Genomic DNA, 18969 nt, shown 5'->3' with positions numbered 1-18969 from the left:
ATCACTACAATGTTGCCTCCTTTGAGCCCTCAAGAAAGTGCTTTCAGTCACATTTTATGGTTTCTGACGTAATAAAATGACCTTTTTGTTATTAAAAATGACGGGTTGATCCGTCATTGCTTTCAATATGGTCAGTTGTCAATTGAAGCGAGCCGAGCAACAAAAGGGACGGCGAGAGACCGAGAGGAGGGATGAAAAAGCCCCTGCCAATGGTTGGCAGGGGCCCGGTTTGTTGAGACCCGGTAAGCCGGGCCTGGTTAACAAGGTTCAGGCTGCGTTGGCCAGTGGCTCCTCGCTCTTCTTCTGGTAGGCCTGCGGGGTGAGGCCCAGCAGCTCCTGCACGGTCGAGGCGACGGTAATGGAGGAGACGGTGCCCACCAGGATCCCGGCAAACAGGGTGAAGGAGAAGCCGTAGAGAGCGTCACCGCCAAACAGCAACAGAGCGCCCACGGTAAACAGGGTGGTGCCCGAAGTGATCATGGTGCGACTGAAGGTCGCCTTGATGGCCACATCGGAGCACTCGTGGATCCCCATCTGGGTACGCGAGCTCAGCAGATCCCGCAGCCTGTCTGAGATGACGATGCTGTCGTTGAGGGAGTAGCCGATCACCGCCATCAAACCGGCGATGATGTTCAGATCGAATTCGATCTGAAAGAGTGACAGCAGCCCCAGCGCTACGATGGCGTCATGGACCACCGAGAGCAGGATGCCGATGGCCTGACGCCACTCGAAGCGAAACGCCAGATAGGCCGACATTGCCAGCGAAGCGACCAGCACGGCCAGCATCCCCTGCTGGAACAGCTCGGCACCCACCTGAGGGCCGACGATGGTGGTGCGCAGCAACTCGACCGGCATCCCCAGCTGTTGGGTCAGCATGGTGGCGAGATCCGCCGCGGGCCAGGGCAGTTCGTGGGGGGGCAGTTTGATCAGCCACTCGCCGGGAATACCGGCCGAGCTCAGCTCAACGGCTCCCGCCAGCGGGGAGACCAGCATGGCATTGAGTTCATGGGCCTCTTTCAGGGTCTGGATATGAAACTCCAGCAGGATCCCGCCGGTAAAATCGAGCCCCAGAGTGAGGCCGTTCACCAGCAAGATGGCGACGCTGGCCACGGTCAGCAGGATGGAAGCCCACAGGCCGATATAACGCCAACGGGTCAACCCCATGGCAACGATCATTCTCAACATAATTCTCTCCTTGGCCAGCCAGCATCAGGCTGTTGGCCCATCACGACGTGTCGCGACACGCCGGGAAAATAGTGTTCTGCTTTGGCCGCTCCGGCCATATCCATAGCCGATGGCGCAGCCAAAGCCGCTCATCAGAGGGACAACTGTCCCGTTACACCTTCAGCGTGCGCTCGCTGCTGCGTCCCCAGAGGGGATTGATGATGGCGCGCGTCCCCCAGATCCCGGTGATCATGCTGGAGAGCAGACCCAGAATGAGGGTGATGGAGAAGCCCTGCAGCGGCCCGGAGCCAATGGAATAGAGCACCACGGCGCAGATGAGCGTAGTGATATTGGCATCGAAAATGGTGTGGAAGGCGGAGCGATAGCCAAAGTCGATGGCGTTGGCCAGTGAGCCCCCTTCTCGCAGACGGTCCCTGATCCGCTCGAAGATCAGCACATGGGTATCCACCGCCATGCCCACCGTCAGCACCAGACCGGCGATCCCCGGCAGGGTCAACACGGCGCCCGGCAGCACTGCCAGCATGCCGACCTGCATCAACAGGTTGGCGACCAGCGCCGTGATGGCAACCCAGCCGAACTTGCGGTACCAGGCCATCATGAACAGCATCATGCCTGCCATGCCGAAAGCCAGCGCGGTGAAGCCCGCCTCGATATTCTGCATCCCCAGCGTCGGGCCAATACTGCGTTCTTCCAGGATCTTGAGCGGGGCGGTGAGGGCGCCGGCACGCAGCAGCATGGCCAGCTCTTGCGCTTCCGGCAGACTGCCAATGCCGGTGATACGGAACTGGTTGCCAAGGGCGGTCTGGATGGTGGCGACGTTTATCACCTCGCTCTGGGCGCGCAGTTTGCCCTGGGCGTTGGTTTTGTACTCGGTGAAGACGGTCGCCATCGGCTTGCCCACATGCTGGCGGCTGAACTGGTTCATCTTGCTGCCACCCAGGGTGTCGAGCACGATATTGACCTGGGGTTGACCCATCTCGCCCATATTGGCGCGGGCATCGACGATGTGCTCGCCGGTCAGTACCGGCTTGCGCGCCATGCCAACAGCCTGACCGTTGCGATCGGCGATATAGAAGTGGCTGTCGGCTTTGGCCTCGTAGAAGGCCAGCGAGGCGGTGGCGCCGATCACCTCTTTCGCCTGTTTGGGGTTGTGCACTCCGGGCAGTTCGATACGGATGCCATCCTGACCTTGACGCACCACTGAGGCCTCGACGATGCCGAGCTCATTGATCCGTTTTTTCAGGATCGACAGGTTCTGGGTCACGGCGTTGTTGACCAGCAGGGTACGCTCCGCCTCGCTCAGTACCAGTTTCAGGTCATTGCCGGAGCGGGTCAGCTTCCACTGATCCTGACGGGTACCGGCACTCTCCTTGATGATGGCGAGCCAGCTCTCCTGTTCGGCCACCTCCGGCAGGGTGACGGCTACGGCGCCCTGTGCGCTGCGCGTGACGCTGGCGCCGCGCAGGTTGGCTTCACGGAAGCGGGTGCGCAGGGTATCCACCAGATTCTTGGTCTGATTGTCGATGACAAAGTCCACGTCCACCCCGATCAGCAGCTGGGAGCCGCCACGCAGATCGAGCCCCAGCTTGATGGGGTCGGCGCCGAGGCGGGTGATCCAGGCCGGTGCGTTGGAGTGAAACTCCAGGGTCAGGGCGGCACTGTCGACCCCTTGCTGCTCCAGCAACTGCTTGGCTCGCTGCTGCTCGCCCTGACTGGCAAAGACCAGCTCGACCCGCTCAGGTTGCTCAATGACCTTGATCGGGGTCAGGTGTTTGTCGCTCAGCAACATCTGCTGCTGAGCCGTCATGCGCTGCTGTCCGTGCAGGCCGAGGGAGGGCTGCTCAAAAAAGGTGGGCAGGGAGTAAAAGGTAAAGGTCAACAGCATCAACAGCAGCAGTGCGTACTGCCACTTGCTCATGCGGTTGAGAACGGTGCGATTGCTCTTTCTCATGGCAAACAAGCCTCTGTCAGGAGAATGGTGCCCGGGCCGATAGCAACAAGGCTCGGCAAGGCGCAAAAAATGGGATGCATCAGATGCGGATCATGCAGTTGCCGGATCCGTCAGGAAGAGGAGATGAGCAAACAGTGGATGTGCCAACCCCTCGGGGTCAGGCGCTCAGATAGCTCTGGGTGAAGCGGTACTGCAGATACTGGCGCTGCAGCCGGTGGCGGTGAATGGTAGCGAAGGGATCGCGAAAGGGCTGCTTGTGGTAGAGCTGGGTGGCCAGCAACAGCCAGCCGAGCAGCAATAGCAGGATGGCTTGGGCCGACCAGCTCTGGATCAGCTCGTAGACCACACTCTTGGGCTGGTTGTCACTGCGCAGGGATTGTTCGAGACGCAGCAGGTGATTCTGATGGTTGCCGACAAACTTGATGATGCCATCATCGCTGTCGCTAAGCTGATTGAACACCTGAGTCTGCTGCTGTTCACTCTGGGGAGATGCGGGTAGCAGCGGGCCTTCCATTCGGGCGATGGAACAAAGCAGGGTGAGGGCGATAACCAGAGTTACCAGCACCAGTTTTACTTTGTCGATAAGGCGCAAAAAGTTAATTCCCGATAAATAGAAAGGGCAAACTACCACATGCGCCCGGTTTGAACAAGGTTGCCCCGGGCGCATGGCACCATTCGGTGCTGGCTGTCAGCTGCCGCTCATCTGCTTGAAGTCGCGGGCATAACCCTTGAGCAGGGAGTAGAGATGAGCCCGCTGGGAGATATCCAGCGACTGGCTCATGGCGCTCAGCCAGTTGACGGTACGCTGGCGCGACTGTTCGGTATAGCCGGTAAAGCGGCCATCCATCAGCCCATCCCCCTCGGCCAGCAGGTCGGTCAGTTCACGGGTAAAGTCGGGACTCTGGCGCTGCTTCATCAGCCTGTCCAGCTCCTGGGTCCAGGACTCCTGAAACTCGAGCCAGGGGGGCATCAGCTCGTATTGCCATTCGGCCCACTGGGCCACCAGTGGCGCCTGTGCCGGTTTCACCTCACCAATCCAGAACTCGAGTCGCTTGTTCATCTTGTCGCGAAACTCTGCCAGCATCTGCTCTTTGGGCTCAGTGGCAAAGTCCTTTTGTCGCTCCTGTTGCCGCTTGACCCGATCGGTCATAAAGCGGGCCACCTGCTCGTCGGTCAGGGTGCGCGCCAGCCTGACCGCGCGGGGGATAGTGTTCTCCAGCGTGCGGGTCAGGCTCTGCTGCACCGCATCGAGATTGGTCGAGATCTGCTCCGGCGTCATGGGGCTGGCCACCGCCTTGGCCAGTACATCGAGATCCTTGGCGTAGCGCGGCAGCTCGTGCTGGCGGTGCCAGGCCATCAGCCCCTTCACTTCGCGGCTGAGCAGATCCTTCTGCGAATAGGAGAGGGCAAAGTAGTCATCCAGCTGCCAGATGATGGCGGTATCGAGCCAGTAGTAGATCACCCGGGTGGAGCAGCCGGTCAGCAGCAGGCCGATCAGCAGCAGACCCCAGGTTTTCGGCTTGTGCCAGCGCACCTTGTTTATCATCTGTTACTCCAGTCGTTGCCGGTTGATGGCGATCAGGGTGTCATAGTCGAGTGAGGGCTGTTGCTCTGCCATCAGCAGGGCCCAGAGCAGGCCGATATAGTCGACCCAGGGTAAAAATGCCTCGCTCTGAAAATCGGGCCACTGGTGGCGCGGCAGGGCCTGCAGATAGTGCGCTTCCAGCTCGTCGCGCCGCTCGGCGGGCCACTCATGGGTGCGCTGGATGCTGGCGAGCTCAAAGCCGGGGTGACCTGCCGCGCCATACTCCCAGTCGATGACCCAGGGTTTGCTTCCCAACAAGTTAGCCGGATTGAGATCATGGTGGCAAGGGCGCCAGCAATCATTTGGCTCACTGCTGGCGAGCAAGCCCCGCTCCAGGGCGGGCAGCCAGGAGGGAATGTGGGCCAGTCGGGCGCGATAGCCCGCGGCGTGGGCTCGCACCGCCATCACCACCGCAGGCAGCGGCAAGCGATGGAGCTTGCGCAGCACCTCAGCCAGCAGACGGGGCTGATCGACTGCCGGTGGCGCCGCGTGTACCCAGTTTGGCTCATCGCACCATTCGAGCAGCATCAGACCGCTGGCGGGATCGCCATAGTGGCAAGGCAGCGCCAACCCTTCGGCCATCGCCCCCTGATAAAGCTGCCACTCGGTGGGACGGTCGATACCAAGGCGCACCGGGTCGGAGTGGCCCTGACGCAAAAAGTAACTGCGCCCCGAGGGGAGGCGCAGTCGATAGTTGCAGTTGGTCAGGCCTAACCCGAGTGGTTCCAGCTGCCCCTCCCGCCAGGGGGCGGGCAGGCTGGCCAGTAGCGGAGCACAGTTGCCCGTCAGAGGGAGCCTGTTACCAGCCAAAGGTGGATTTCTTCGCCTGTTTGCGGATCTCTTTCTGATCGGCCCACAGCAGTTCGCCGTTTTGCAGGTCCATCAGGTTCATGGTCATCTGGTAGTAGACATCCTTCACCTTGCCATTGTCCTTGACGATGCTGGCGAGGTTGCCATAAACCATGTAGCGGGCACCGGTCTGCTTGCCCAGGCGCACCATGGAGGCAGGATCCACCATGCCGCTGCTCTGCTGGTATTCGAGCTGCTGCTTGACCGCCGCCACCTTGCTCATGTCGACGAAGCGGAACTTGCCGGCGCGCAGCAGCTTGGTGCGGATGGTGTCGGTGATGGCCTCGGTGTCGATGTGCTCGGAGGTCTTGTTGCGGATGGAGTCCATGAACATCACCGGACGGCCGCCGGCGGTGATCTCGCTGGTGGCAGGGGAGGCGAGCATGGAGTCCGCCATCTTGTCGGCGATGGCCTGCAGATCGCTGGAACCATAATCGACGGTGACGGTTTCGGTTTCGGTCGGATCGCCATAGCTGACGGTGGTGCTGGAGCAGCCGCCCAGCAGCAGCGCGCCGGTCAATATCAGCAGGGCATGATTCATTTTCATCAGTAGGATTCCTCAATCACTTCGCGTACGTAAATCCGGTAACCCTGCGCCGCCGGGCTGGGCGCCAGGGCCGAGAGGGTGCGGGTCTGATAGCCATGCAGCTTGATGGGGGTCCAGCCGCGGCCATCGCTGGCGACCTCCTGACCGGCCTCATCATACCAATAGAAGATATATTGCAGCTTGTTATCGCCGCGCTGGGTGCTGGCGGCGGCCACATTGACCTGCAGCAGGCCATTTTGCTGGCGGCGGCTCAGCTCGGTCAGGGTGACATTGACATTCTGGTGCAGCTCCTGCGTGGGTGCGCCACCCGCCGGGCCATAGAGCGCAATGCCGGAGGTATTGGTGGCGCAGCCGCTTAGCAGTAGCGCGAGCCCGAGGGCCAACCCGTATGCTTTCATCTTGCTCTCCTTAATCGGGGTGAGTGGGGCCGCGTGTGTGCCTGCCCGGTTAATTGTCTTGCTCATCTCTCTTCGCCGTCTGCTCAGAGCGGCATCACCCGGGTGGTCAGACCGGCGCCGAGGCGCTGTACCCAGACCAAGGTGGTGCGTCCCTTGTGGATGGTGAGCGGCAATTGCCGCTGCGCTGCCCCCGCGCCCAGGGTGAGATTGATGTCACCTGCCGGCACCATTCCCTGCCAGCTCGATGCCTGAGCTGGCAGCGTCAGCCAACTGCGGGTATCGGCCCGCTCCGAGAGGGTGTTGAAGATCCCCACCAGAATATTGCCCACATCCCCTCCCTCTTTGGCGGCGGTGCGGCGCATCTGCTCCTTGGTCACCAGTCGCAGCGCCTGGCGGGTCAGCATGCCGGGCAGCCGCTCTTGCAGATCTTTGGCGGCCAGCGCTTCCAGCCTGACCAGCTCGCTGGTCTGCTCGACCCGCTTGCCGACTTCCACCGTCAGCGGGCCGGTGTCGCTGGCCCGATTATCGTAATAGGGGATGGCGACGGTAAAGGTGCGAAAATCGCCGCGGGAGGTGGAGATGGGGAGTGGCAGGAACAGTTCGCGCCGTGCCGGGATCAGCCCATCTTCAAACAGCACCACCAGTTGGCCTTGATCTTTTGCAAGCGGCGGCGCTTTGCGGCCTATCTTTTTCTCGGTCTCGCGGATCTCGTCCGGTGAGCCACGCAGCCGCGCCAGACGCAGCAAGGCATCTTGCAGGCTGCGGTTGTCCGGCGCTATCTGGTAGCCGCGCTGATAGTCGACCCAGGCATCGTTGAGATCCCCGGCCGCCTCATAGAGCACGGCGGAAAAATAGAAGGTGTAGGCGTTCTGAAAACCGTTTTTGACCTTGCCGATCAACCGGTCGAGATCCGGTGCGCCGCGCGACATCAGCTGGCGCATCTCGCCTTCTGCTTCGGCCTCTTCGCTCTCATCCTTCGCCTTGCGCACCTCATCGGCTCGCCGTTTAAGCGCCTGCTCCTGCACCTGATTGGCCCGGCGCACCTCCACTAGGGCGCCATCGGCATCACCCCGTTGCAGATAGTTGAGTGCCAGATAGTGATGCAGCATGGTGCGTTCGTAATCGGGAGTACGATAGGCCATCGACTGGTCGTTGGTGAGCAGACTGCCCACCTGATCCAGACCGTGGCTCAGCCGGTATTCGGCCTGATTGTCTTCCCACTGAAGGCGGCTGTCGGCGGCGGCGAACGCCTGATTGCTGCCCGCATCCTGACCGGCGAGCCAGGCAATGCGCCCCTGTTCGAGCCGATCCAGCACAAAGGTGTCATCCCCAAGGGTGGAGTCGCGCACTTCGGGCAGCGCCTCGGCGGCGTGGCCCAGCAGCAGCTGGTTGCGCAGGGGCATCATCTGATCGGAGTAGGAGACGAACATATCCTGCCAGCGGGAGGCGCAGCCTCCCAGCAACAGCAGGGCGCCGCAGAGCAACAGGGCGCTGCGGCAGGTAGAGGCGTGGCGATTCATTACAGGCTGAGCAGCGGTCCCAGCGGCTGGCCACCGACCAGATGCATGTGGATGTGGTAGACCTCCTGCCCGCCGTGGCTGTTGCAGTTCATGATGAGGCGGTAGCCATCTTCGGCGATGCCCTCCTCGCTTGCCAGCTTGCGGGCCACGGTGAACATCCGGCCAAGGGCCAGTTCATGTTCGGCTTCCACGTCATTGACGGTGGGGATCAGCACATTAGGGATGATCAGAATATGGGTTTTGGCCTTGGGCTGGATATCCCGGAATGCGGTGACCAGATCGTCTTGATAAAGGATGTCGGCGGGGATCTCTTTACGGATGATTTTGCTGAAAATGGTTTCTTGCGCCATGGCTAACTCCCTTATATGAAACAGAAAATTGAACTAGAACCCCAAGCGGCTCCCGAAAGGGGGGCGAGCAGCACGCCAAGTGTGACACAAGCCGACATTTGACACAGCTGATGTCCCATTCCCTTCAGTTATTGTTAAAAATACCGATAGCCAGAGGGACGTCATCTGCAGCGCCTGTTCAGGGTGGTCTGCAGGGTATCAAAAGGACGGGGTACTCAGGCAAGGGACTTTTGCATATACAGCGGGACAATAATGAAACAAACAATGTCGGATCTCTCCATCTTGCAGCGAGTCTACCTTGGCTTCGCGATCCTGGTGGCCGTGATGGTGGCCAGTTCACTGCTCACATTTCGTAGTCAGGAGACTCTGGGGAACGCACTGGAGCAGGTTACCCAGCAGTCTATGCCGCTGGTGATTGCCAGCAGTCAGACCCAGATCACCCTGCTCAGCGCCAACAAGTGGCTGGGGGATGTGCTCACCGAGCAGGATCCCAAACAGCTGCCGGCCGAAGTGGCCGAACTGAAACAGGCCAAGGCTGCGGTGGGCAAGAGCCTCGACGTCTTGCGCCAGCAGGTGGCCCACCATCCCGAACTGCAAGGGGAGATGAGCAGCCTCAGCCAGCAGGTCGACAGCTACCTGCAACTGACCGATACCCTGCCCGGCGAACACGAGGCGCTGCTCACCCGACTGCACAAGGTCAATCTGGCCAAGGGGCAGTTTCAGGTCAGTCTGCCCCAGTTCAAGAAGAGTCTGGGTGACATGATGGTCACCATCGACGACAGCTTTATCAAGATGCTCTCCGAGACCCTGACCACCAAGCTTTCTGCTATCGAACTCTCCACCATGGACGCCCTCAATCAGACCATTCCGGCCCCCATCGAAGGGGCGCTCAAGCGCAACAAGATGCAGATCGAGGGGTTCAACAGCACCATCAAGGATCTGCAGGGGGAGCTGAAGAACTTCGAAAACGACATGGGCCACTATGTTCACGGCTTTGTGCGCGACACCACCGCAAGCGAAGGCGTGCTCTCCCAGTATCTGGCGCTGATGAAGCAGCAGGAGCAGATGCGGGAGAAGAGCAAGCAGGCCAGCGCCCTGATCGTCGAGATCCAGAACCGGCTTGAGCGGATCACCGGCCAGAGTCAGCAGCTGATGAGTCAGAGCATTCAGCACGCCAAAGCCACACAGAGCCAGAGCACTCTGACCCAGGGAACCAGCATCGTCGTCGCCATCCTGATCGCCATGCTGGTGGCTTATACCCTGGGCAAGGCAATTCGCCGTCCGCTCAGGGAGTTGCTGCGGGTGCTGACCGAAGTAACCCAGGGCGATATGACCCAGCGCATCGGTTTTCAGAGCAAGAATGAATTTGGTCAGCTGGGCAGCCAGATCAACCTGCTGATTGCCCAGATGGGGGAGGTGCTGGCGCAGCTTTCACAAGCGTCTGCCCAGCTTAACGATGCCGCCCACGGCAATCGCCACACCACCGAATCGGTGCGGGCGGATCTGGAGAAACAGCGGCAGGAGACCGCCTCGGTCGCCGCCGCCATGACCCAGATGGAGGCCTCGGTGCGGGAGGTGGCGCAGGCTGCCAACCAGACCCTGGAGCGGGTGCAGGATGTGGAGAAGGCCTCCGAGATGGGACGCAAGGTGATGGCAGGCAATATCACCACCACTCATCAACTGGCGGGCAAGCTGCAACAGACCGGCAAGGTGATTGGTGATGTGAGTGCCATGAGCAGCCAGATCGGCAACATCCTCGATGTCATTCGCGGCATCGCCGAGCAGACCAACCTGTTGGCCCTCAACGCCGCCATCGAAGCGGCGCGGGCCGGCGAGCAGGGGCGCGGTTTTGCGGTGGTGGCGGATGAGGTGCGCAGTCTGGCGGGTCGTACCGCCCAGTCCACCAGCGAGATCCAGACCATGATCGAGAACCTGCAGCAGGGGGTTGCCAAGGCCGTGACCGTAATGCAGGAGTGCTCTCGCGAGATGGACAGCTGCGTGGATCAGAGCTCTCATGCCAACAATGCCATGGAGGAGGTGCAGGGGATTGTGGTGCTGATCAGCGACATGTCGAGCCAGATCGCTTCTGCCGCCGAGCAGCAACAGGCCACCAGCGCCGATATCGCCACCAACCTCAACCGCATCTCCGATATCTCGGATCTCAACTATCAGGGGATTGAGCGGGTAGCCGAGACCAGCCAGCAGCTGGACTCCCTTGCCGAGCAGCAGGAGAGCCTGGTCAAGCGCTTCCGCCTCAGTGCCTGATGGTAGAGAGTTGAAACAACAAGGCCCCGCAGATGCGGGGCCTTGTTGTTATTACGGTAGTGACAAGGGGATCAGGCGTAGGCGATCGCACCCTTGCCGACCCCTTCATAGGCGACAATCTTGACAAACTTGTCGCCCACCATCTTCTTCACTTCGCGGGCGATATAGCAGGCCAGCAGCTCGACCGTGGTGTCGGTGTCGATCATCTCCACCTCGGCGCTGGGGATGGCCAGCTGGAACAGCCCTTGCGGCGCCACATATTTGAAGCCGCAGTGATGCTCGCCAAGCTGGGCATTGGCGCGGGGGCTCAAAGCGAGCTCGGTCAGCGCCACCTTGTCCTCCTCGGTGCCGAGGTAGATATCGCCCCAGCGTTCGGCCCAGTTGAGCTCAATCTCCTGGTCGCGCTCGCCATCGACGTGGATCTCGATGGGAGAGCGGTGGCCGTGGGCGATGCGCTGGCAGTTGCCATCGTGCTTTTTCAGGCCGTGGCTGTAGTGGTAGAAGGCACCGGTGATCGCCTCCTGACGCAGGGTCAGGGAGAGATCCTTGATATTGCCCGGCAGCCGTTTGGCCAGTACCGCCAGCAGGTAGCGGGTCACCGACTCTTTATCAACTTGCGGAGCCGGGATAAAGGCAAAGCCTTGGGATGGGCAGCGTAGATGGATGGAGCGACCCGGGCGCAGCAGATCCACTGTGCTTTCGTCACCATCCAGTGTCTCGACGTGGATCAGCGGGCACTCGGTCGGCACCAGCAGCTTGTGGTCCACCTCTTCATCAATGATCGACTTGATCAGCTTCTTTACCCGGCCAAAGTCCAGCAGCATGCTCATTTCGTTGAGCTCACCGCTCATTTCGATATCTACCAGCCAGCTCTCGCCCACCATGCCGCGGCGTTCGCAGAGGTAGCTGGAGTCGATCACGGTCAAATCTCTTACAAATAACTTCATCAGTCAGGCCTTGCTACAGAGAAAGGGCAGTTTTGCGCTATTATGACCCGCGATTATCGGCAAAGGAACTGGAACCCCCCATGAACAAACTGCTTATCAAGAATGCCACCTTGGTCAACGAAGGCCGCATCTATGCCTCCGATGTGTTGATCGAGGGGGAACGGATTGCCCGCATCGCCCCGGATATCGAGGCGCCCGATGCGCTGGTGATCGATGCCGCAGGTCGCCATCTCATCCCCGGAATGATCGATGATCAGGTCCACTTCCGGGAGCCGGGATTGACCCACAAGGGGACCATCGCCAGCGAATCCCGCGCCGCCGTCGCCGGTGGCACCACCAGTTTCATGGAAATGCCCAACGTCAATCCCCAGACCACCACCCTCGAAGCCCTCGAAGCCAAATACCAGATCGCCGCCAACTCCTCCGTCGCCAACTACAGCTTCTATCTCGGTGCCACCAACGACAACCTTGAAGAGATCAAGCGTCTCGACCCCAAGCAGTCCTGCGGGGTCAAGGTGTTTATGGGCTCCTCGACCGGCAACATGCTGGTGGACAATCAGGAGACCCTGGCGGCCATCTTCCGCGAAAGTCCGGTGATGATCGTCACCCACTGCGAAGACACCCCGACCATCGCCAAGGCCGAAGAGGCGGCGCGGGCCAAGTGGGGCGAGAATGTGCCGATGGGGGAGCACGGCCGCATTCGCAGCGACGAAGCGTGCTACAAATCCTCCAGCATGGCGGTGGCGCTGGCGAAAAAATACGGTGCCAAGCTGCACGTGCTGCATCTGACCTCGGCCAAGGAGCTGTCGCTGTTTACCGCCAGTCACGATCTCAGTGAACTGAAGGACAAGAACATCACCGCTGAGGTGTGCGTTCACCACCTCTTCTTCAATGAAGCCGATTACGAGACTCAGGGCAGCCTGATCAAGTGCAACCCTGCGGTGAAGAGTGCTGCCGACCAGCAGGCGCTGCTGGATGCGGTACGCAACGATGTGCTCGACATCATCGCCACCGACCACGCGCCCCACACCTGGGAAGAGAAGCAGAACAGCTACTTCAAGGCGCCGTCCGGTGTGCCGCTGGTGCAGCACTCTTTGCAGGCGCTGCTGGAGCTCTACCACAACGGCGTGTTTACCTTGGAGACTATCGTCAAGAAGACCTCCCATGCGGTGGCCGAGCGCTTCCAGGTGCAGGATCGCGGTTATATCCGCGAGGGCTACTTCGCCGATCTGGTGCTGTTGGATCTGGGCAAGCCCTATGTGGTCAACGATGACAACATCCTCTACCACTGTGGCTGGTCGCCCTTCAACGGCTACCGCTTCCACAGCACGGTGGAGATGACGCTCGTGAACGGCCAGATCGCCTGGCAAAACGGGCAGGTGACTGACCAGATCCTGGGCAAGCGGCTGACCTTTAACCGCTGATTGTTCGCAAAGCAGGCGAACGCACCATGGCTTAGGAATTGGCGGCGTTTCCCTGTTGACAGGGCAGGGTCATCTCCATAAACTCTGCCCCCGTCAGCCGAGCTGACTCCGTCGGTGTGTAGCGCAGCCAGGTAGCGCATCTGCATGGGGTGTAGAGGGTCGGAGGTTCGAATCCTCTCACACCGACCAAATTCCCCGGTAAAGGCCTTGTCAAACGACAAGGCCTTTTCTTTTGCCTGCGATTTGCCGCACAGGCGCGAAGCCAGTGGTGATGCACGCTGGTCGCTGTTGGCGCGAGCGGATTGTGCAGCTACCGCGCTTTATGGTGTAGTAACGATTCTGTTGCTCATTTGCCTGGCGGGGCCTCTCGTGTCTGCATCCGTATCTAAACCCTGTTGTCTGCTGATGCTCACCCTGCTGCTGGTGGGCTGCGCCACCCCTTATGAGAGTGAAAAGTCGTTCTGGAACGGCCAGACCGGTTTTTCCCAGACCCGGCTTGGCCCGGACAAGTGGCAACTGGAGTTTGTCGGCAACGATCTGGTGGACAGGGAGACCGCCCGCAAATATGTGCTCAAGCGGGCAGGGGAGCTGGCACTGGCAGAGGGTTACTCCTGGCTCAAGGTCGATGAGCTGACCATTAACCGCGATGCCGTCAGGGTGACCCCATCACGGCCGATCTTCGGCTTTGACGAGGATGAGCCGGATCTCTTTATGGCCCAGATGCAGGTGCAGCATACCATCTCGGCGCTGCTCACTTTTCGCCTGTTGCCACGGGCACTCGATGAGCGAACTCTGAATGCGAAATATCTCGCCGAAATCAAAATAAACAGTGATTAATATTGGTGGTTTGCAAGATCCATATCACATACACCTAATGGCAGGATAAAATTCTGGATAAAGCCTCTAGATTTACCCCCTGCTTTTAGGCATTCTCCCAGCATACCAGCCGCCAGGAATCAACGGCTCGGATCACAAAAACGGACTGTAGTGGCTCCCACGCCACTGTTTACGGCTTGCACCAATCAAAACCGGGACTCCCCCATGAAAATGAATAAACTGACGGTCGCCATCCTCATCTCCATGATGTTTGGCATCCTCACCGGCCAGGGCTATCGGATGTTTGCCGCAGATCAGGCTGCGGATTTCGCCAGTAACATCACGATCCTGACCGATATCTTCCTGCGCCTGATCAAGATGATCATCGCTCCCCTGGTCTTCACTACCCTGGTGGTCGGTATCGCCAAGATGGGCGACACCCGCACCGTGGGGCGTATCGGTGCCAAGACCCTCGGCTGGTTCATGCTGGCCTCCCTGATGTCCCTGAGCCTGGGTCTGGTGATGGTGACCCTGATGCAGCCGGGTGTGGGTCTCTCGCTCTCCCTGCCCAATGACACCGCCAGCTCGGGCATTGCTGCTGGTGCCATTACCCTGAAAGATTTTGTGACCCACGCCATCCCCAAGAGCGTGGTCGAGGCGATGGCCACCAACGAGATCCTGCAGATCGTGGTCTTCTCCCTCTTCTTCGGTCTGGCTGCCGCCGCGCTCGGCGATCTGGCCAAGCCGGTAGTGGTGTTGATGGCCAGCGCAGCCGAGATCATGCTGAAAGTGACCGGCTACGTGATGAACTTTGCGCCGTTCGCGGTATTTGGCGCCATCGCCGCCATGGTGGCCAAAGAGGGGCTGGGTATTCTGGTTACCTATGGCAGCTTTATGGCTCAGTTCTATATCGCGCTGGCCTGTCTCTGGCTGCTGCTGATCGCCATGGGCAGCGTATTCCTGCGTGGTCGCGTCATCAAACTGCTGGCGATGATCCGCGAACCCATCCTGCTCGCCTTCTCGACCGCCAGCTCTGAAGCCGCCTATCCGAAGACCCTGGATCGTCTGGAGAAGTTCGGTTGTGACAAGCGCATCGCCAGCTTCGTGCTGCCGATGGGTTACTCCTTCAACCTCGACGGCTCCATGATGTACTGCACCTTCGCGGTAATGTTCATCGCCCAGGCGTATGGCATCGAGCTCTCCATGGCCCAGCAGATCACCATGCTGCTGCTGCTGATGGTCACCTCCAAGGGTATGGCCGGGGTACCGCGCGCCTCTCTGGTGGTGATTGCCGCCACCCTGAATCAGTTCCATATTCCGGAAGCGGGCATCCTGCTGCTGCTGGGGATCGACCACTTCCTCGACATGGGCCGCTCAGCCACCAACGTGCTGGGCAACGCCATCGCCGCCAGTGTGGTCGCCAAGACCGAAGACAGTCTGGGTGAAACCGTCGCGCTGGGCGAGAGTGAGCCAGCCAAGGCCTGATCACAACGCCATGAAAAATAAACAACAACGGCCCGCCAATGCGGGCCGTTGTTGTTTATGGCTCGTCTACACTGCTAGATAGTTTCCATCTGGAGTGTACGGTTATGAATATTGCTCGTCGACTTCAACTGATTGCTCTGTTGGTGATGCTGACGCTCATCTTTCTCAGTTGGTTCAGTATCAATCGCCTTGGGGCAGGCAACCGTGATTTGAGCTATGTGACGGATAATACGGTGCCCAGTATTTCTCTGATTAAGGAAGTACAGGCCGATTTCTATGAGCTGCATTCGCATGTACAGACTCATATCCTCAACACTGACAATAGCAAGATGCAGCAGATCGAAACGGACATCGCCGATAAGCGTAAACAGATCAGTTCGCTGCTGGAAAAATATAAAGCCGAGATGCTCTCCAATGATGAAGATCGGCGCCTGACCGATGATGATCAACGCATTATCGCGCAATATTATCAGGAGATAGACAAGGTTCTGCAGCTCTCCAGCCAAAACAAGAACGATGAAGCAAGAGACGAGCTGGCGACGGAGGCCTCTAGACTGTTTGAGCAGTTTGCCAAGGCAATCGAGCTTCACGTCAACTTCAATATGGATTTGGGACTGGCGATCAAGAAGCAAGGCCAGGAGAACTACGACAACAGCCTGCAAACCCTGTTGTTTATCGCCGGTGGTGCCACCATACTGACGATGGGGCTGTTTGTCTGGTTGTTCAATCAGGTGGCCAATCCCCTTCGCACCGCCATGGATACCCTGACCCGGATCCAGCATGACCTCAACTTTACCCTGAGAGCGGATGTGAAACAGCAGGATGAGATTGGCCTGACCCTCAATGCGGTCAACCGGCTGCTCGATACGCTGCAGCAGACATTTACCGAATTTTCCGTCGGCAGCTTGCAGATCAAGAGCACTGCCGAATCACTCTCTCAGGCAGCGCAACACCTGGCCAGCTCGGCCAGTCAGGCCAATGATGCTACCAGTCTGATTGCCGCCGGTGTGGAAGAGATGACGGTCAGTATCACAGATATCTCCCAGCGCACTCAGGAGACGAGCCGCATCACCAACGAGTCGGGGCAACTGGCGACCGAGGGGGGCCGGACCATCGAGCGCACCGTTCATGCCATCAACGAGATCGCCGACTCCATTCGGCAGGCCTCGGCCGAGGTCATTGCGCTGGGTGAGGGCATTTCGCGCATTGGCGGTGTGGTCAACGTGATCCGTGATGTGGCGGGGCAGACCAACTTGCTGGCCTTGAACGCGGCCATTGAGGCGGCGAGGGCCGGAGAGTCCGGCCGTGGCTTTGCGGTGGTGGCAGATGAAGTGCGCAAACTGGCTGAGCGCACAGCCCAATCCACCCAGGAGATCTCCGCCACGGTAGAGGCGATCCAGCAGGAGTCGAACAATACGGTCTCCCGCATGCATCTGGTGGAGGAGAAGGTGAGCCAGGGGGTCACCATGGCGACAGAGAGTGGTGCCATTATTGCCGAGATCCGCAGTGCGTCGCACCGGGTGATGGAGCAGGTGGGCGAGATCACCAATGCCATCCGCGAGCAGAGCTCTGCCGCCGAGTCGATTGCCCATCAGGTGGAGCAGATTGCTCAGGTCGTGCAGCAAACCAGCAGCACAGCGGAGGAGACCTCAGCCGCAGCCGAGGAGCTCAATGTCACCACCGAGAGCATCCACCAGCAGATATCCCGCTATCGCATTCAGTAACGCCGACGGTTGTTATCCATCTGCTATCCCCGCCAGCTGGCGGGGATTTTTTTATATGGCTTGCTTAGAAGCCTGAGCCCGGTTGCTGCAAAAATGTCGCCTCTTCCGGTGTGCTGGTGCGACCCAGAATGTCGTTGCGGTGGGGAAAGCGGCCAAAGCGTTCGATGATCACCTGATGACGACGGGCAAAGTCGGCAAATCCGGCAAAGGTCGCCTGCGCCGGTGTGCCAGCCTGCTCGGCAGTGAGTGCCTCGAACAGGGCCACACTTCTGGCCTGTTGTTCGCGGGATTCGGCATGCTCCAGCGGCAGATAGAAGAAGACCCGCTCCAGTGGTGAGAGGGATTTGTCCGCCCCGATGGATAGCCCTTTCAGGCAGAGATCCCTTGCCAGCGGATCCTGGGCAAAGGCCGCAGGCGTGCCGCGCTGGATATTGCGGGGCAGCTGGTCGAGCAGCAGGATCAGCGCCAGCCTGCCGTGGTGCAGATCGGCCCAGTCGGCCAGCTCCCCGTTGGCGGCCGCCTCTGCTTGCGCGCCAAATTGCTTGGCCAGCAGGGCATCCATTTCGCTGCTTTTCCCCCACCAGAGCGGGGCTTGCCGTGTGGCCCGCAGGACATCATCGGCCTCGTCGCCAAACCAGAAATCGATCAGAGGTTGCCAGGGTTGCATGGGAACTCCTTGAGGTGATTCAGAGGGAACCAGGAACAAATGGCTCAGGGGTGCTGCCGAAACGGCGGCTTCTCGTTACACTGTGCCATCTTTTGCCCGAAAGACGTAACCCCCGATGGCGAGCGCCGGATTTTTGGCTCGGCCGATGATGGCCTGCGATCGCCATGAGGTGGTCCTGTTGACCTTGGTGGTTATCGGGACGTACACCTCTCTCCCGGGGGTTGTTCTCACTGATATAAGGAATCTTTGATATGGCCGGAACCAGTTTATTGGCCCTGCTCGATGATATCGCCAGCGTGCTTGATGACGTGGCGCTGATGACCAAGATGGCGGCCAAGAAGACCGCCGGGGTGTTGGGTGATGATCTGGCCCTCAACGCGGAGCAGGTCTCCGGGGTGCGCGCCGAGCGGGAGTTGCCGGTGGTGTGGGCGGTGGCCAAGGGGTCATTTCGCAACAAGCTGATTCTGGTGCCCGCCGCCATCGCCATCAGTGCCCTGGTGCCCTGGCTTATCACGCCTCTCTTGATGCTGGGAGGCGCTTACCTCTGCTTTGAGGGGGCCGAGAAGCTGGCCCACAAGTTTCTGCCCCATGAGGCGAGTGAGGGGGAGGCACACACTGCTCCTATTCCCGATGATTTGGCCGCGTTTGAGCAGCAGAAGGTGAAGGGAGCGATCCGCACCGATTTTATTCTCTCTGCCGAGATCATCGTCATCGCCCTTGGCACGGTACAGGGAGCAAGCCTCGCGCTGCAGCTCTCGGTAGTGGCGGGCATCGCCCTGCTGATGACCATCGGGGTATACGGGTTGGTGGGGCTGATCGTCAAGCTCGATGACATCGGTCTGCATCTGCTGCAAAAAACCGATGGCAGCGCCTTGCGCCGCGCGGTGGGGCAGGGACTGCTGGTGACGGCTCCTCGTCTGATGCACCTGCTGGCACTGGTCGGCACCATTGCCATGTTTATGGTGGGTGGTGGCATTCTGGTGCATGGCTGGCCTTTTGCCCATCACCTGATTGAAGGCGCAGCCGCAGTTGTCGCCACCCTGCCAACAGTAGGGGCCGTACTGGCGGCGGTGACGCCGACGCTGCTCAACGCCGTGGCCGGTGTGGTGACGGGTCTGCTGCTGGTTGCCGTGATGACGCTGGTGAGCCGTCTTGCCCCGGCCAAGGGATAAGCGAGCTTGCGGGCCATTTTCTCTTTTTCCTCTCTTCATTTTTTGGCCCTCGGGTTGCCCGGTCTCTGACTTGCTGCCCGCAGG

The 18969-nt window shown here is 59.9% G+C and carries 17 protein-coding genes and 1 tRNA gene; 7 read left to right on the top strand and 11 right to left on the bottom strand.

All coding sequences use genetic code 11. From position 1 onward, the window contains the following. Positions 1-267 precede the first annotated feature (267 nt). From secF to hinT, 9 genes are all read right to left on the bottom strand, one after another. Positions 268-1185 carry a protein translocase subunit SecF gene (gene secF / locus ACTG2T_RS01605; protein ID WP_005334046.1) on the bottom strand — a complete coding sequence of 306 codons (918 nt, stop codon included), beginning with the start codon at positions 1183-1185 and terminating at the stop codon, positions 268-270. 151 nt (positions 1186-1336) lie between these two features. Then, positions 1337-3136 carry a protein translocase subunit SecD gene (gene secD, locus ACTG2T_RS01600; protein WP_439973771.1) on the bottom strand — a complete coding sequence of 600 codons (1800 nt, stop codon included), beginning with the start codon at positions 3134-3136 and terminating at the stop codon, positions 1337-1339. Positions 3137-3293: 157 nt separating this feature from the next. Continuing rightward, positions 3294-3728, bottom strand: coding sequence for a hypothetical protein (locus ACTG2T_RS01595; protein WP_330125177.1), 435 nt, complete (start codon positions 3726-3728; stop codon positions 3294-3296). 96 nt (positions 3729-3824) lie between these two features. Next, positions 3825-4682, bottom strand: a complete 858-nt coding sequence (locus ACTG2T_RS01590) for a DUF6279 family lipoprotein (protein WP_160881458.1) — start codon at positions 4680-4682, stop codon at positions 3825-3827. A gap of 3 nt (positions 4683-4685) precedes the next feature. Further along, positions 4686-5531, bottom strand: a complete 846-nt coding sequence (locus tag ACTG2T_RS01585; protein WP_330125176.1) for a phosphotransferase — start codon at positions 5529-5531, stop codon at positions 4686-4688. After that, positions 5521-6117, bottom strand: a complete 597-nt coding sequence (gene lpoB, locus ACTG2T_RS01580; protein WP_005302153.1) for a penicillin-binding protein activator LpoB — start codon at positions 6115-6117, stop codon at positions 5521-5523. The genes ACTG2T_RS01585 and lpoB overlap by 11 nt, the downstream gene beginning before the upstream one ends. After that, positions 6117-6515 carry a YcfL family protein gene (locus tag ACTG2T_RS01575; RefSeq protein ID WP_330125175.1) on the bottom strand — a complete coding sequence of 133 codons (399 nt, stop codon included), beginning with the start codon at positions 6513-6515 and terminating at the stop codon, positions 6117-6119. Before ACTG2T_RS01575 ends, lpoB begins: the two co-directional genes overlap by 1 nt. An 83-nt stretch (positions 6516-6598) precedes the next feature. Then, the gene (locus ACTG2T_RS01570; RefSeq protein WP_330125174.1) at positions 6599-8035 is read right to left on the bottom strand and encodes a COG3014 family protein; all 1437 of its coding nucleotides are present in this window, start codon (positions 8033-8035) and stop codon (positions 6599-6601) included. Beyond that, positions 8035-8385 carry a purine nucleoside phosphoramidase gene (hinT, locus tag ACTG2T_RS01565; RefSeq protein ID WP_330125173.1) on the bottom strand — a complete coding sequence of 117 codons (351 nt, stop codon included), beginning with the start codon at positions 8383-8385 and terminating at the stop codon, positions 8035-8037. The genes ACTG2T_RS01570 and hinT overlap by 1 nt, the downstream gene beginning before the upstream one ends. A gap of 252 nt (positions 8386-8637) precedes the next feature. Here hinT and ACTG2T_RS01560 point away from each other — a divergent pair, with 252 nt between their 5' ends. After that, positions 8638-10650 (top strand): methyl-accepting chemotaxis protein, encoded by a 2013-nt coding sequence (locus tag ACTG2T_RS01560; protein WP_100646263.1) that lies wholly within the window; start codon positions 8638-8640, stop codon positions 10648-10650. A gap of 71 nt (positions 10651-10721) precedes the next feature. On the opposite strand, the gene ACTG2T_RS01555 is transcribed toward ACTG2T_RS01560, so the two are convergent. After that, complete coding sequence (locus tag ACTG2T_RS01555; protein WP_164537128.1) at positions 10722-11597, bottom strand: 6-carboxytetrahydropterin synthase; 876 nt, start codon at positions 11595-11597, stop codon at positions 10722-10724. Positions 11598-11677: 80 nt separating this feature from the next. Here ACTG2T_RS01555 and ACTG2T_RS01550 point away from each other — a divergent pair, with 80 nt between their 5' ends. The 5 genes from ACTG2T_RS01550 (at position 11678) to ACTG2T_RS01530 (ending at position 17046) form a co-directional block, all read left to right on the top strand. Then, entirely contained in the window at positions 11678-13021 is a 1344-nt protein-coding gene (locus ACTG2T_RS01550; protein WP_330125172.1) for a dihydroorotase, read from the top strand. Positions 13022-13133: 112 nt separating this feature from the next. Then, positions 13134-13210 (top strand) — tRNA-Pro (locus ACTG2T_RS01545). Between the two features lie 216 nt (positions 13211-13426). After that, positions 13427-13858: a CC0125/CC1285 family lipoprotein gene (locus ACTG2T_RS01540; protein ID WP_041235087.1), complete on the top strand. Its 432-nt coding sequence runs from the start codon at positions 13427-13429 to the stop codon at positions 13856-13858. 204 nt (positions 13859-14062) lie between these two features. Continuing rightward, on the top strand, positions 14063-15322 hold the full coding sequence (locus ACTG2T_RS01535; protein ID WP_043819404.1) for a dicarboxylate/amino acid:cation symporter: 1260 nt from the start codon (positions 14063-14065) through the stop codon (positions 15320-15322). Between the two features lie 104 nt (positions 15323-15426). After that, positions 15427-17046 (top strand): methyl-accepting chemotaxis protein, encoded by a 1620-nt coding sequence (locus ACTG2T_RS01530; protein ID WP_330125171.1) that lies wholly within the window; start codon positions 15427-15429, stop codon positions 17044-17046. 64 nt (positions 17047-17110) lie between these two features. Here ACTG2T_RS01530 and ACTG2T_RS01525 read toward each other — a convergent pair whose 3' ends face one another. Then, positions 17111-17713 carry a DUF924 family protein gene (locus ACTG2T_RS01525; RefSeq protein WP_330125170.1) on the bottom strand — a complete coding sequence of 201 codons (603 nt, stop codon included), beginning with the start codon at positions 17711-17713 and terminating at the stop codon, positions 17111-17113. 251 nt (positions 17714-17964) lie between these two features. Here ACTG2T_RS01525 and ACTG2T_RS01520 point away from each other — a divergent pair, with 251 nt between their 5' ends. After that, positions 17965-18885, top strand: a complete 921-nt coding sequence (locus ACTG2T_RS01520) for a DUF808 domain-containing protein (protein WP_330125169.1) — start codon at positions 17965-17967, stop codon at positions 18883-18885. Positions 18886-18969: the final 84 nt, after the last annotated feature.

It is taken from the genome of Aeromonas sp. 75A (assembly GCF_051919425.1).
Lineage (GTDB): Bacteria > Pseudomonadota > Gammaproteobacteria > Enterobacterales > Aeromonadaceae > Aeromonas > Aeromonas veronii.
This window is presented reverse-complemented; position numbering and strand designations above follow the sequence as displayed.